Annotated in this window: 12 protein-coding genes; 8 read left to right on the forward strand and 4 right to left on the reverse strand. The window is 65.0% G+C overall.

Annotated features, from left to right (window positions below; translation table 11 throughout):
- The 3 genes from J3367_RS18160 to J3367_RS18170 form a co-directional block, all read right to left on the reverse strand.
- Entirely contained in the window at positions 1-1,257 is a 1,257-nt protein-coding gene (locus J3367_RS18160) for a polysaccharide pyruvyl transferase family protein (protein WP_421461959.1), read from the reverse strand.
- A complete protein-coding gene (locus J3367_RS18165; protein WP_421461960.1) occupies positions 1,254-2,606 on the reverse strand; it encodes a glycosyltransferase family 4 protein in 1,353 nt (450 codons plus the stop codon). Before J3367_RS18165 ends, J3367_RS18160 begins: the two co-directional genes overlap by 4 nt.
- Positions 2,607-2,697: 91 nt before the next feature.
- Positions 2,698-3,519, reverse strand: a complete 822-nt coding sequence (locus tag J3367_RS18170) for a Crp/Fnr family transcriptional regulator (RefSeq protein ID WP_421461962.1) — start codon at positions 3,517-3,519, stop codon at positions 2,698-2,700.
- Positions 3,520-3,803: 284 nt separating this feature from the next.
- Here J3367_RS18170 and J3367_RS18175 point away from each other — a divergent pair, with 284 nt between their 5' ends.
- The 8 genes from J3367_RS18175 to J3367_RS18210 all read left to right on the forward strand — a co-directional run bounded on the left by J3367_RS18175 (position 3,804) and on the right by J3367_RS18210 (position 12,602).
- Positions 3,804-4,511 (forward strand): sugar transferase, encoded by a 708-nt coding sequence (locus J3367_RS18175; RefSeq protein ID WP_188077187.1) that lies wholly within the window; start codon positions 3,804-3,806, stop codon positions 4,509-4,511.
- A 165-nt stretch (positions 4,512-4,676) separates the two neighbouring features.
- The gene (locus tag J3367_RS18180; protein WP_421461964.1) at positions 4,677-6,137 is read left to right on the forward strand and encodes a hypothetical protein; all 1,461 of its coding nucleotides are present in this window, start codon (positions 4,677-4,679) and stop codon (positions 6,135-6,137) included.
- Complete coding sequence (locus tag J3367_RS18185) at positions 6,134-7,942, forward strand: Wzz/FepE/Etk N-terminal domain-containing protein (protein ID WP_421461965.1); 1,809 nt, start codon at positions 6,134-6,136, stop codon at positions 7,940-7,942. The genes J3367_RS18180 and J3367_RS18185 overlap by 4 nt, the downstream gene beginning before the upstream one ends.
- A 4-nt stretch (positions 7,943-7,946) precedes the next feature.
- Positions 7,947-8,591, forward strand: coding sequence for a methyltransferase domain-containing protein (locus J3367_RS18190; RefSeq protein ID WP_421461967.1), 645 nt, complete (start codon positions 7,947-7,949; stop codon positions 8,589-8,591).
- Entirely contained in the window at positions 8,588-9,481 is an 894-nt protein-coding gene (locus tag J3367_RS18195; RefSeq protein ID WP_421461969.1) for a glycosyltransferase family 2 protein, read from the forward strand. The genes J3367_RS18190 and J3367_RS18195 overlap by 4 nt, the downstream gene beginning before the upstream one ends.
- 7 nt (positions 9,482-9,488) lie before the next feature.
- Positions 9,489-10,619, forward strand: a complete 1,131-nt coding sequence (locus tag J3367_RS18200) for an acyltransferase family protein (protein WP_421461971.1) — start codon at positions 9,489-9,491, stop codon at positions 10,617-10,619.
- 49 nt (positions 10,620-10,668) lie between these two features.
- Complete coding sequence (locus tag J3367_RS18205; RefSeq protein ID WP_421461973.1) at positions 10,669-11,544, forward strand: hypothetical protein; 876 nt, start codon at positions 10,669-10,671, stop codon at positions 11,542-11,544.
- Complete coding sequence (locus J3367_RS18210; protein ID WP_421461975.1) at positions 11,541-12,602, forward strand: glycosyltransferase; 1,062 nt, start codon at positions 11,541-11,543, stop codon at positions 12,600-12,602. The genes J3367_RS18205 and J3367_RS18210 overlap by 4 nt, the downstream gene beginning before the upstream one ends.
- A 71-nt stretch (positions 12,603-12,673) precedes the next feature.
- Here the strand turns inward: J3367_RS18210 and J3367_RS18215 are convergent, their stop codons facing one another.
- Positions 12,674-13,498 carry a glycoside hydrolase family 16 protein gene (locus J3367_RS18215; RefSeq protein WP_421461977.1) on the reverse strand — a complete coding sequence of 275 codons (825 nt, stop codon included), beginning with the start codon at positions 13,496-13,498 and terminating at the stop codon, positions 12,674-12,676.
- Between the last annotated feature and the right edge of the window lie 117 nt (positions 13,499-13,615).

Genomic DNA, 13,615 nt, shown 5'->3' on the forward strand with positions numbered 1-13,615 from the left:
TTATACCTCCAGAGCGGTGGCAAGCCGTCCGATGCCTGCGCGCGTTTCAGCGAGGATGCGCGCTCGGCGCCGTTCCGAGGGAAAGACCGCCGCTGCTGCATCGAGCCGGCGCGGAATTCCGTCGGGAGCAGCTTCACCGATAGCCACAACCTGTTCCGACAGGCCGACCGACGCCATGAACGCGTCGAGCTTCGGGTCCCAGCGCAGGGCCAGCGCCGGGACCCCGTAGGAATAGGCGACGATGATCGCATGCATTCGGAAGGCGATCAGCCGGTCGAGCCCCGCGATGGTCTCGCAGAGTTCGGCCGGCGTGCGCGGCTCGACGAAAGCGACCGATGGGGCGGCCGCTTCGAGGCGCTCGGCGATTGCCGCCAGCATTGCCTTGTCCTCGGGGCTGCCATTGGTAAAGGCGACGACACTGGCGCCGTCCTGACACAGGGCAGAGGCGACGGCGACGTACCAATCGGCCAGTTCGCCGGGCCGCAGCACCACATCGGAATGGTAGCGCACTGCCGTATCGCTCATGATGCCGAGACCTACCCGGCGCCCGACGGATATGGGCCGCGCGGCACGATAGGTCTCGCTGGCGAGAAGACCCGGATCTCGGACCAGTTCGGCGGGAACATGCAGGGCATGACCGAACAGACGGTTCCAGTTGATCCTTGAAGCGTCGTCGCGGACGAACACTGCCTTCAGATCGGTACGCGCCAGCATTCTCGCCAGCATTTGCCGGCCGGTGTCCGACCAGCGGGCGGCGCAGCCAACGCCGTAAAAGGCGACGGGCAGATCGCGGCGGGCCGCCTCGTCCAGCGCCAGGGCGAGCTTCGTGGGAAAGTTGAGGTCGAGATCGGCGAGAAGATTGCCGCCGCCGATGACCACCGCATCGCACGGCTTGACCCCGGTCCTGTAGTGCGGTCGCCATTTGCGCCGCGACTGCAGCACCAGCGGCAGACGTATGGCGGCCCGGCGGACCGATTGCGGGAGGTTGTTCAGAACGGACAAGGCCAGATGACGCCCGGCGCCGGACCCGCCATAGGCCTCTCGCCCGGCCAGATCGATCGACGCGACATCAGCGCTGCCCAGCTCCTGGGCCAAGGCCTCCTCCAGGCACTCCGACAGGACGCCGTCCCCCAGATTCGGACTGTATTTGACATTGAACAGGCGGATGCTCCGCCCCGCGACCGACGCCTCGCTTTCGCGGGCCACGGCTGCGGAGGAGAGAGTCAGCGTGTTTTCGTCGAGGGCGTTCAACGTCATGGCCGCAGCCCGTCCGCCGGCATCGTTGCAAGCACCTCTCGGTAATGTCCCAGAAGCGCGTCGCACCAGGCATCGGGCGACTGAGCGATATGCCCGGCGCGCGCGAAAGCCCGCAGGCTCATCGCCTTCGTCTCCGCTTTGGAGAGCGCCGCGAAGCTTGCCATAGCCTGTTCCAGAGACGTGGGATCGTCGCCGCGATAGGAAAACCCGATCCCGGCCGCGTCCACATCGGCCGCAAGCAGAGCGCGATCGGACAGGATGACGGGAAGACCGCTGAACGAGGCCTCGGCCGCCACCAGGCCGAAGGGTTCGGCATATTGTGTCGGCATGACCAGTGCGCGCGCTTTGGTGGCCATGGCCGCGATATCCTCGCGCGCAAGCCACCCGGTGAATTTCGCCGACGGGTGGCGCTGTTCCAGCATCTGCCGCAGCGGTCCGTCGCCGACGACGATTGCTTCGAGGTTCAAGGCGTCGGCCGCGGCCAAAAACGCTTCCACTCCTTTTTCCGTCACCAGGCGGCCGACGAAGAGAAACGTCACGTTCGCCTCCGACCGGACCCGCTCCGAGGTGAAAGGCCGGACTGGGTTACGCACCGTATGCAGCGCGCTCCCCGGATAGCCGGCCCGCTCCAGAAAGGGCTGCATGCCTTCATGCAGCATCAGGATGCGATGTGCGGCCTGCTTGGGAAAACTCGATGCGAGGGACAGCGATCGGGCGCTGCGCCAGAGCTTTTGGGCATAACTCCGCTTGTCGCAATGGGTGCGCATGCACGACAGACCAAGCGGCTCGCGCTCGCAGACCTCGCCGGCTTGATAGTCATGATACGCGCCGTTCGGGCAGGCGAGGAAGAAGTCGTGGGCATGGACGATCATGCGCCCGGACACCGGGGCCAGTGCACGAAACAGCGTCGGTGAGAGGATCTTCGACCAACCATGGACGTGATAGACAGTGCCCGGCGTGTCGTTGGCCCGGATCCACTCTGCGACGAAGCTTGCAACTGCGCCATTGTGAATGCCGCTCACCGCTGCCCTCAGGCCCTGGTCGAGGATATGGGCCTCTCCCATCGCGACCAGGTCGACGCCGCTCGTGGCGAGTTCGCCGTGATCTGTCTCACCGCCCGAGATGAAGGTGACGGGAAACCCGCGTCTTCGGATCATCCTGGCTGACAGGAGTGCGAGGTCGGTCGCCCCGCCCTTGGCTGTCGAGACGTCGTTGAGAATGACGACACGGTCGATATCCCGACTGGCCGCGCCCCCGCACCCGTTGCCGGCGTTGGCATAGGCGAGCGGTCGGTCTTCCCGGTCTTTGTCCCGCAGGACATCACCCTCCATCGCGTCCATCCGTGTCATGACACTTTCCGCGCGAAGAGTGGCGTCACCACATCCCGGACCGACGCGGAGGGAAGGCCGTTCGCGGCCCGTCTCGATCGGCGAACGCCCCTCAGCCCGCCCACGCTGCACCATTGCACCCGTTGCGGTAATCAAGAGCGGTCGGACCGCTATGGGAGTTCGACGGGGTCGTGGTATCGGTTCCCTTCGGAACCGGATCGCAGAAAGCGAAGGATGCAAGCGCGTCCCGCCTGAGGACCGTGATGCACCCCATCCCAAGCTCGATAAGCTTCCTCTCCTCCCAGCTGTGCAGGCAGCGATTCACCTTTTCGCGGGAAGCGGGCAGCATGCAGGCGAGATCGTGCTGGGATATCGTGACCGTATCGCCGGCCTCGCCGTCGCTTCGTTCAGACTGGGCCAACAGCCGCAACAGGCAGGATGCAAGGCGTGCGGGCAGGCTCGGTGTTGCACCGCACACGACCTTGGTCTTCAGAGTGGCGATCTTTGCGAGCGCCTCCGCCCACATCGCCTGCCGGAATTTGGGCCAGATATCCATGGCTTCAAGCAACGTTCGGCGATCGATAAGCAAAGCTGCACATTGAGTCTTGGCGACCATTTCCATCGCCACAGCTCTCGTTTCGGAAAGATTACTCCAACCGAAAAGCGATCCCCGTGACAGGACATCGATAATGAACACACGCCCATCCGCGAGATATGACGTTGTGTAAGCCGTTCCTTCAATGAGTATCGCCATACCGCCAGTGGAATCCTCCGAGGAGCTGATAACCGCCCCTTTGGCAAAGACGCGAACGGTAGAAAGATTGACGAAATGCTCCGTGGCATCCGTTTCTATATCAGCTAGAAACGGGACGCGCTGCAGCAATTCTGCGCTATTGTATCGGATTTTCTCGGGGTGCATTTCATCGCCCTTCATGAAGAAGACGAACCGGCTTACAATGCTCGCACACCCTCTTATGTACGTAGAATTTAGTCATAAATCACAACCCATCGTTGTGCATTTTTCTGGTATTCTTTGATGTGCGTCGCACAAGGGCACTATGCACATCATACTAGCGCGATTGTTCTTTACGGCTATCACAATTATTTTTTTGCACCTATGACCTCGGTCACAGACTTCCTGACCTGACCTGACGTTAGTTCCCGTTATCAAAGCGTTAACGGAATTGTGCGTCGCACAATCGCCTTCTGGAGGTCTCAATGCCGTCCGATCCGTCGCACGCCTCTTTGCTGACGAACACAGCCAACTTTTCTGATGCCTCACCATCACGACGCAACGTCAGCGAAACCGGACCTTACGGCGGCCGGGCCAAGCGTGCCGTCGATTTCCTGCTGGCGCTGGCCGGGCTGATTCTGCTCGCTCCGCTGTTCGTGCTGACCGCGATCGCGGTCAAACTGTCGGATGGCGGCCCCATCTTCTTTTCGCATAAGCGAGTGGGGTTTCGCGGCAACTCCTTCGGTTGCCTGAAGTTTCGCACGATGCGCGTCGATGCCGCCGAGCGGCTCACCGCCTACCTCCAGTCCGACCCGGACATCGCGAAGGAATGGAACGCCACGCGGAAGCTCAAGGACGATCCGCGGGTCACTGCCATCGGAACGATGCTGCGCCGGTCGAGCATCGATGAGTTGCCGCAGCTCATCAATGTCCTGCGGGGCGAGATGAGCCTTGTCGGGCCGCGGCCCGTGGTCGTCGACGAGCTGACAAGATACGGGGCCCTCGTCAGCCTTTACCTTTCGGCCCGCCCGGGCCTGACCGGCCTGTGGCAGGTCAGCGGCCGGAGCGACACGTCCTACGACCAGCGGGTGCGGCTCGATGCCGACTATCTGTCCCGGTTTTCCCTGGTCGCCGACACGGAAATCATCCTCAAGACCGTACCAGCCCTGTTCTCCCAGCGTGGCTCCTACTGAGCTGCCTCCAGCCCGCTTCGGCGGCTTCCGGGCCGCCGATCCGTGCCAGTGACAAGTGCAGCCTCATCACGGGGCGCCGCGGGCTTGCGCAGGAACCGCACCTTCCCGTGACGCCTTGACGGAGTCCCGATGCAAGTTGAGTTGATTGGCCTGATTGTCGCGATAATGGGCGCCCTGACAGTACATCGGGGCCTTGGCTTCGGACTCGCCGCTCTGTCCCTGTTCAGTCTGCTCGGCGCCTCGGCAGCCCTGATCCTGCCTGCCCTCGGCGGCGCCAGCATCCAGCCGGCCCATCTGTCACTGGCCTTCCTCTGCGCCGCCCTGGCCCCGCGTCCAAAAACCTTCGGCATCGGATTCTCTGCCTTCAACTATCCCAGCCCGGGGTTCTGGTTTGCCCTGTTCACCATCTATGGCGTCGTCACGGCGATGTTCCTGCCGCGCATCTTCGCCGGCTCGACCGTGACCTACTCGCTCGCGCGCGGCAACGACCTCCATTACATCCTCGCCACCCCGCTGAAGCCGACGGCCACCAACCTCACACAGGCCGTCTATCTCCTTGGCAACCTCGTCTGTTTCGGGGCCGCCTTCGCCTATGCCCGGCTTGGTCGCGCAACGACCCTGGCAAAGATGCTTCTCGCCACCGGCGTAGTCTGCGTGGGCTTCGCTTTCCTGGATCTGGCGACCTACGCCACCGGCACGCAAGGGTTGATGGATCTCATCCGCAACGCCAACTATCGCATGCTCGAGGATGGCGAGATCCATGGGTTCAAGCGGATCGTCGGCTCGTTCAGCGAGGCCGGCGCCTATGGCTACGTTGCGCTCGCCTTCTACGCCTTCTCGCTGATGCTCTGGCTGGAAGGCGATCGCTCGCGGCTCGTCGGGCCCCTCGCCGCGACCTTGCTGGCGACAATCCTCCTGGCGACCTCGACCACGGCCTATGCCGCGACGGCCGTTCTCTCGCTCGGCGTCCTCGGATATTGCGTGGCGGCGGTTGTACGGCGCCGCGCCAGCGCCCGCCACCTCGTCTACATCCTGGCCTTCGTCGTGGTCGTACCGGTCATCATCGCCGGATCGACGCTGCTGCCGGCGGTACGCGACACCGTCACAGCTCTCTTTCAAGAGACTGTCATCACCAAGCTGGACAGCCAGTCCGGCGTGGAGCGCATGCGTTGGAACGAACGGGCGCTGATCTCCTTCGCCGATACCGCGGGCCTGGGCGGCGGGCTCGGCAGCATCCGCACGTCGAGCTTCATCGTGGCACTCCTGTCGAATGTCGGCATTCCGGGCGCCCTTCTCTTCCTGACCTTCTTCGTCTCGCTGCTGCGCCTCGCCATCGCCACCACCAAGCAGGCCGACAGTGATCCGATCGTGATCGCGGCGCTGACGGCCTGTTTTGCCCAGATCACCGCCGCGTCGATCTCCGCCGGTTCGGTCGATCTGGGCATCGGCTTCTGTCTGATGGCGGGCCTTGCCACGGGGACAGCCCAGGCTTCGAGCGAGCGGCAGGCGATGACCCTGCCCTTCGCGCCCAGCTGGTTCGGCGGCCCTGCGCAGGCCCTCCGCATCCCGGGCTCCCCCGCAAGGCAGCCGCTTCCCTCGGCTTCGTTTGGAGGATCACGGTCTTGACGTCGCATCGCAGTCCCCTGGCCACGATCCCGGTCGGCTATCCGCTCACGCCCCACCACCCCGAGCGCGAGCGTCCGCTCGATCTGCGCAGGATCTTCGAATTTCTCATCGGCAGCTGGTTGCCGATCCTCGGGATGGCTGCTCTGTTCGGCGGTGCCGCTGCGACCTACGCGCTGACCACGCCCCCCACCTATTCGAGCACCACGCAGCTGATGCTCAATCTTGGCCAGACGCGCGGTCCCGACGGCGCGTCTTCGATCGCCGAACAGGCCATGATGGAGGGCCAGATCGAGGTCGCCCAGTCCAACAACGTGCTGGCCGCGGTGATCAGGCAGCACAATCTGCTCGAAGACCCGGAATTTGCCGACAACAGCGTGTCGATCGTCGGAGGTCTGCGCGATCTCCTGGCGATGGCGACCGTCGACCCGACCCAGCCTGCCACGCCGGCTCCCGCAGTGGAGGCGCCGGCTGTTGGCGAGGAAGATGCCGCTCCTGGATTGGGCGGTGTACGGTCACAGGATCGCGTCATGGCGCGCCTGCGCAAGCAGATCTGGGTGCGCCGTGTCGGCCAGTCGCCGGTCATCGAAATCGCCGTGACCTCCGTCGATCCGGTCAAGGCCGCGACGCTTGCCAACGCCTTTGCCGCCAATTTCATCGCCCACAACATCGCGATGAAATCGTCGGCTGCCCGGCTGTCGGCCAACTGGCTCGCCGAGCAGGTCAAGGCTCTGCAGCAAAAGGTCTTCGACGCGGAGCGGGCGGTCGGCGCCTTCCGCTCGTCCGGCGCGCCGACCGACCAGTACAAGCTCGCCGAGCTTGAAGCGGTCGCCGACACCACCCGCGATCTTTACAAGACCTATCTCCAAAGGGCGGCTGAGACCCGCCAGCAGGTCTCCAACCCGCTATCCGACGCGACCGTCCTTTCCGAAGCCACCGTGCCGATCGGCAAGAGCCATCCGCGCAGCAGCCTTATCGTCGCCCTCGCTCTGGTGCTGGGCGCCGGTGCGGGAACCGCCGGCGCCATCGTGCGCCGCGTCATCAAGCGCGAGATCACCTCGGCCGAGCGCGTGCGCGACAGCACGGGCATCTACAGCGTCAGCACGGTCCGGCGCCTGCGCCGCCGCACCCTGCTCCGCCGCCGCAGCCTGCCTTTCCCGACCCTGTGCGACAGCAGCAAGACCGCCCGCGTCAAGAGCCGCTTCTTCCGCAACGACATGGACGAACTGCGCGCCAGCCTCGACGGACTCCGTCGCCGCCGTGACGCCAGGATCATCGGCTTCGTGGGGGCCGATGCCGATGTCGGCGCCACGACCATGGCGTTCAACCTGGCGTGGCTGTGGTCCCGATCGGGTGCCCGCACCTTGCTGATCGACGCGGACAGCGAGCATCCGACCCTCAGCCAGACCCTGGGCATGCCGGACGGACCGGGGCTGTCGGATCTCTTGGAAGGGACCGCTCAGGCGGAGGCGACCCTGCGCGGTGTCACCCCGTCCTTGTCGTTTCTGCCGATCGGGCGCACCGACGACGTCACGCCGGCCGCCCGGATCTCGTCGCAGCGCACCGCGTGGCGCTTCTCGGATGTGGGCGATCAGTTCGATCTCATCATCGTCGACCTGCCGGCCATGGCCCATTCGGCCGATGCCCGATCCATCGCGCCCCATCTCGATGCGCTGGTGCTGGTCACCCGCTACGGCACGACGCTCGTCGACCATGTCGTGACCCTCGTCGACTCTCTTCAGGAAATCGGCACCGAGCCCATCAGCATCGTCATCAACCAGGCACCGTCCGTATCGCAGCAGAGGTGATCCCATGAGCATTGCACAGATCGTCCAGAGCCCGGACCTGAAGGAAAAAGTCCGACGGACCTTGAAGTCGATCGGCTACGAGACCGACGACTGGGTCCGCGTCATGATGTATCGCGACGCCTTCGCCTTCATTCGCGAACTGGGCCCGCAGACACTCGACACGCTGGAGATCTCCGGTGGGGTGCAGTGGCGCCGTGAGTTCGATTTCCGCAGTTACCGCGCGACCGAATATCCCGGCTTCGACATCTGCGCCGAGACGCTCGAAGAGCGCTTCGACCTGCTCATCGCCGATCAGGTCTTCGAGCACCTGAAGAAGCCGGCAGCCGCCGCGCGCAACGTTCATGCGATGCTGCGTCCCGGCGGCTATTTCATCATCGCGACTCCGTTTCTCCTGCGCGTTCATGCCTCGCCGATCGACTGCAACCGCTGGACCGAGACCGGCCTCGCACAGCTTCTGGAGGATGCGGGCTTTCCCGCCGACCACATCACCACGCGATCCTGGGGCAATCGCAGCTGCGTGAAGGCCAATTTCTCACGCTGGGCCAAGCCCGGCCTGTTCGGCTCGCTGAAGAACGAACCCGATTTCCCGGTCATGGTCTGGGCCTATGCCCGCAAGCCGCTGGCCGGTGCAGAGGATCATCCGCAATGAGCCCCGCCGGCGCGTGCCCGTTGCGGATCGCCATCGGCATCGCGACCGCCGGCCGTCCGGACATACTGGAACGTGTCGTCGGCCTTCTCGACGGTCAGGCCCGGCCGGCGGACGCAATTCTCGTCTGCTCGCCAAATCAGGGCGACATCGACCGCATCGCGGCCGCCTTTCCGCAGGTCCGCGCCATACAGGGCGAACGCGGCCTGCCGCGGCAGCGCAATCGCCTTCTCACCGAAGCGCGCGATGTCGATATCCTGCTTTTCATCGACGACGACTTCCTGCTGGCGCCGGACTATCTGGTCACGCTGGAGCGCATCTTCGCCGGACACCCCGATATCGCGATGATCACCGGACGGGTGGTCGCAGACGGCATCAAGGGACCGGGCATGACTATCGACGAAGGCTTGGCGCGGCTTGCCTCCGCCGTGCCTGCGACCGGTGCCGACCTGGCCGAGGTCTACAATGGCTACGGCTGCAACATGGCGGTTCGCATGGATCCCGTCTGTCGGCACCGGTTGCGCTTCGACGAAGCGCTGCCGCTCTATGGCTGGCTGGAGGACATGGATTTCAGCCGCAGCGTTGCGCCCTACGGGCGGATCATGCGCGCCCGTGACGCGGTCGGGGTTCATCTGGGGGCCAAATCCGGCCGCCAGCCGGGGTTGCGGCTCGGCTACTCCCAGATCGCCAATCCGGTGCATCTTATGCGCAAGGGCACCTGCTCCTGGCAGAAGGGCTTGGCGCAGATCGGCCGCAACCTGCTTGCCAATCTCTACGGGACGCTGCGCGGCGAGGTCGGCATCGACCGACCTGGGCGCCTTGCCGGCAACGCGGCAGCGATCGCGGACCTCGTTCGCATGCGCCTCAGCCCGTCCAGAATCCTGGCGATGTGAGGCGGTCATGAGCAAGCTCGCGACGCTTCAGGTGCTGCGCGGTCTGGCTGCGGTTACGGTCGTGGTCGATCATGCCATCCTGCGGCAGGCCGAGTGGTCGCAGACGTCGGAAACCGTCATGCGGGCAGCCGAGTACAGCGGCGCGCTGGCGGTTGCGGTCTTCTTCGTGATCAGCGGCTTCATCATGCTCCACACCAGCGCGCGCAACTACGGCGCCCCCGGTGCGGTCCGGGGCTTCCTCGTCAAACGCCTGTGGCGGATCGTGCCGCTCTACTGGATCGCGACGTCACTCGAACTTGCGCTGCGCCTGCGGGCCGGCTCGGAGGTGACCCTCGACCGGGTTCTCGCCTCCTATCTGTTCATTCCCTACCCGGTCGCACAGGGCGAATACATGCGCCCGCTTCTCGGTGTCGGCTGGACGCTCAACTACGAGATGTTCTTCTACCTGCTCTTCGCGGCCTCTCTCGCCCTGCCCATCCGCCGCGGCCTGCCGCTGCTGTTCGCCGCCCTGGTCTCCATCGTCGCGTTCGGCGCGATCTTCATCGCACCGCTGACCGACGTTTCGGCGCCTCACACGATCCTGAGCTTCCTGAGCGAACCGATCATCCTGCTGTTTCCCGCCGGGATGCTGGTCGCGCTCCTGCACAAGGCCGGTTGGTTTCCGATCGTTCCGGGTGCCCTGGCGATCATCCTGCTGCTGCTCGGCGAGAATCTGCTCGGCTTCTCACTCTTCGTCGATCGGATGCCCGCCCCGTTCGTCTGGTGGGCTGCGACCTGGATTGCGTGCGCGATCGCCGTCGGCCTGAGCGTCGCCGCCCGCGAGCCGCAACGCCCCACGCCCATCCTGAGGTCGGGCGTCTGGCTCGGTGATGTCAGCTACGCCCTCTACCTCTTCCACTTCTTCAGCATTGTCGCCGCCGAAAAGATCTGGTGGTCGCTGTTCGGCGTCGCGCACAGCCAGATCGCCTTCGTCGCCTTCGTCGCCTTTGCGTCCGCGACCTCGATCGCCGCGGCCGGCGTGATCCACGTCGCCGTCGAGCAGCCGATCATGAGGCTGTCGCGCGGTCGCAACGTCGCATCCGGGCCCATCCATCAGACGGCTCTCGCCAGCTTCATGCGCAGTTTCGGGGGCTCCTGATGCGCGGCCCCCGTCTCCTCTTCCGATGCAACAAGGGAACGTAGCGATCATGCGTCATGCCACCTGGACCGCCATCGAAGGCAATTCGCTCGCCATGGAAGCCTACCGGGCCTATCGGCGCCTGCCCGGCTTCGTGCGCACGCCGGCGCGCTGGCTCGTCGCCCCGCGTTGGAACGCGGCCTGCACCTATGTCGTCGGCCGCTCGGGTGGGCGGGTCGTGGATGGGCCCTTCGAGGGCATGAAGCTGCAGCTCAGCGCCGTATCGAGCCGTCACCTCCTCGGCTATATCCTGGGAACGCAGGAACTCGAACTGCACGGGGTAGTTGAGGACATCATCGCCCGGGGTTACGGCCACATCATCAATATCGGCGTGGCCGACGGCTATTACGCCATCGGCTTTGCCCGCCGCATGCCGGCCACCCGCATCATCGGCTTCGAGGGTCTGCCGGAGCATCATCCGCTGGTGCGAAGCGCGGCCGAGGAGAACGGCATCTCCGACAGGATCGTCTTGCGCGGCTTCTGCGAGACGCGCGACCTCGATCGCGCGCTCGACGAGACCGGACCGGGCAGCCTCATCCTCTGCGATATCGAGGGCGGCGAAAAGGCGCTCCTCGACCCGAGCCTCACGCCGGCGCTGGCCCACGCAGATCTCCTCGTCGAGACCCATGACGACCTCGTGGCCGGCTGCACCCGAACGCTGATCCAGCGCTTCGAGAAGACCCACGACATCCTCTCCATCTTCGCCGAACCGCGGACGGCGGCGGATTTCCCATCGGAGAAACTGCCGGCTCTGGCGAAACTGGCGCCGGCGACGGCGGTGGAACTGATGAACGAGCGCCGAACCGGGCTTCAGGAATGGCTTTACATGACGGCCCATGCGCGCGCCGGCGTTGCCGACAGCTACGGGGAGCCCATGCCTTCATGAACCTGCTCCTCGCTAGCGGTACCCCGCATCTGCCCCAGCTCTCGGGCGGGCTGGAAGTCAACTCGCATCTGGCGGCCCTGGAACTGAACCGACGCGGCCACCGGGCCTCCGTGCTCGCAAAGCTTTCGGTGCGCGACGGCTTCGGAATGACCCGCTTCATGGCGAACTGTCTTGCCCGGCGGGACGTCTCCCGCGACCGCGAGCTCGGCTACGACGTCTATCGTTCGATCCGCCCCTGGAGCGATCTGCGCGGCCTCGACCGGCCAGACATCGTGGTCGTGCAGAACGGCAACATGGTGGAGATGGCGCGCAATTTCCGCCGCGAGGGGATCGCCAGCGTTGCTTATCTTCACGGGCTGGAATTCGAAAGCGGCCCCCGCGCCTGGCACGGCACGGCCGCCGACCTGCCATTCTCGCACTACATCGCCAACTCCGAATTCACGGCCGACAAGTTCCAGCGGCGGTTCGGCATCCGGCCAAGCGTCATCCCGCCGATCTTTCCGGCGGACGAGTACCGGACGGTGCCGCGGTCCCGCAACGTCACCTTCATCAATCCGGTGCCGGTCAAGGGACGCGATCTCGCCTTCGCCATCGCCGAACGCTGCCCCGAGATCCCTTTCCTCTTCGTGCGTGGGTGGCCCGTTTCGGGCAAAGCCGAAACGGCGCTGCGCCGTCAGGCGGAGGCGCTGGGAAATGTCCATCTTCTCGACCGGCAATCGGCGATGAAGCCGGTCTACGAGCAGACACACATCCTTCTCGCGCCGAGCCAGTGGGAAGAGACATGGGGCCGCGTCGCCAGCGAGGCGCAGTTCAGCGGCATTCCGGTGCTGGCGAGTCTGCGGGGCGGCCTGCCCGAAGCCGTGGGCCCCGGGGGCCGGCTTCTCGCCCATGACGCCTCGCCCGACCTCTGGGCCGAGACGCTGCGCCATATGTGGCATGATGAGCGCGAGCATGCGCGTCTCAGCAAGGCTGCCCTTGCCCATGCGGCGCGCCCGGAGATCGATATACGCGAGCAGACAGACCGGCTGGTCGCCATTGCCGAAGCGGCTGCCGCATGACCCTCCGGCCGGCCCCTCACGGTGCTCGGCAGGACCGCGCTCCGGCGCGCGGGCTGGCCACGGGCCGCCTACTACTCGGCCGCCAGCCGCCAGGCCTTCACGTAGTCGACCTCCATGATGGAGGGATTCGGGGCGTCGTCGATGGGCCATCCCGCCCCGAGACCGAGGTCGACCAGCATGTAGAAGGTGCCATCGCCGAGTTCGACGGGCGTCGGCTGCGACCAGACCTTCCGGCCATCGAAATAATAGTCGATGTTCATCGGCCGGATGGCCACTCCGTAGGTGTGGAAGTCCGAATAGAGGCTACCCTCGGAAACAGGGACATGCCCGGTGGCGCTGCGGCTGTTTTCCGGAATCTGTCGATCCCAGACATGCAGCGACGCGCTGTAGCGGGCCGGCTCGTGCCCGTAATGTTCGACCACATCGACCTCGATCGTGCGCGCATCGTTGCGGTTGATCAGCCAGAAGGCCGGCCAGGTGCCCGCGCCTTCCGGAAACCGCGCCCGCATCTCGAAATAACCGTAGGAAAGGCTGAACCCATCGCCGTTCGGATCGACGGACGCGAGAAGGCCGGATTCCCACTCGCCGGCCTCGTCGCGGCGCGCCTCGATACTGAGCACGCCATCCTGGACGGTGAACGGAAATCCCTCGCGCGGATCGACGAATTTGGCGTCGCCGAAATCCCCGTTCCAGGGCGTGTGAGCGATCCAGCGGGTGCCCGGTCCCCAGGCGGACACATCCAGGGCATTGAAATCGTCCGCGAAGACCAGTTCCGCACTGCCCAGATCGATGCGCTCGCCGAAAAACCGGTCGAGCGCGCCCGTATAGGCGGCGACGCCCGCAGCGGCGGCAAACCCAACAGCTGCGATGGAAAGTACGCGGACGAGCAACGCCATCAAATCCGACCTTCCATTCCCGCGCATCGTTGTGCGCGAAGAACCACTACGCCAATCCTGAGTTATTTTCAACAACTTTCATGTATTATTTTCCATCAATACTTCGACTCTTCTAGG

This window comes from Aurantimonas sp. NFXS3, from assembly GCF_049132005.1.
GTDB classification, from domain to species: Bacteria; Pseudomonadota; Alphaproteobacteria; order Rhizobiales; family Rhizobiaceae; genus Aurantimonas; species Aurantimonas coralicida.

Coding starts and splice junctions, on each gene's coding strand:
- J3367_RS18160 (WP_421461959.1), bottom strand. CDS start 1,257: ATGACGTTGAACGCCCTCGACGAAAACACGCTGACTCTCTCCTCCGCA.
- J3367_RS18165 (WP_421461960.1), bottom strand. CDS start 2,606: ATGACACGGATGGACGCGATGGAGGGTGATGTCCTGCGGGACAAAGAC.
- J3367_RS18170 (WP_421461962.1), bottom strand. CDS start 3,519: ATGAAGGGCGATGAAATGCACCCCGAGAAAATCCGATACAATAGCGCA.
- J3367_RS18175 (WP_188077187.1), top strand. CDS start 3,804: ATGCCGTCCGATCCGTCGCACGCCTCTTTGCTGACGAACACAGCCAAC.
- J3367_RS18180 (WP_421461964.1), top strand. CDS start 4,677: ATGGGCGCCCTGACAGTACATCGGGGCCTTGGCTTCGGACTCGCCGCT.
- J3367_RS18190 (WP_421461967.1), top strand. CDS start 7,947: ATGAGCATTGCACAGATCGTCCAGAGCCCGGACCTGAAGGAAAAAGTC.
- J3367_RS18195 (WP_421461969.1), top strand. CDS start 8,588: ATGAGCCCCGCCGGCGCGTGCCCGTTGCGGATCGCCATCGGCATCGCG.
- J3367_RS18200 (WP_421461971.1), top strand. CDS start 9,489: ATGAGCAAGCTCGCGACGCTTCAGGTGCTGCGCGGTCTGGCTGCGGTT.
- J3367_RS18205 (WP_421461973.1), top strand. CDS start 10,669: ATGCGTCATGCCACCTGGACCGCCATCGAAGGCAATTCGCTCGCCATG.
- J3367_RS18210 (WP_421461975.1), top strand. CDS start 11,541: ATGAACCTGCTCCTCGCTAGCGGTACCCCGCATCTGCCCCAGCTCTCG.
- J3367_RS18215 (WP_421461977.1), bottom strand. CDS start 13,498: ATGGCGTTGCTCGTCCGCGTACTTTCCATCGCAGCTGTTGGGTTTGCC.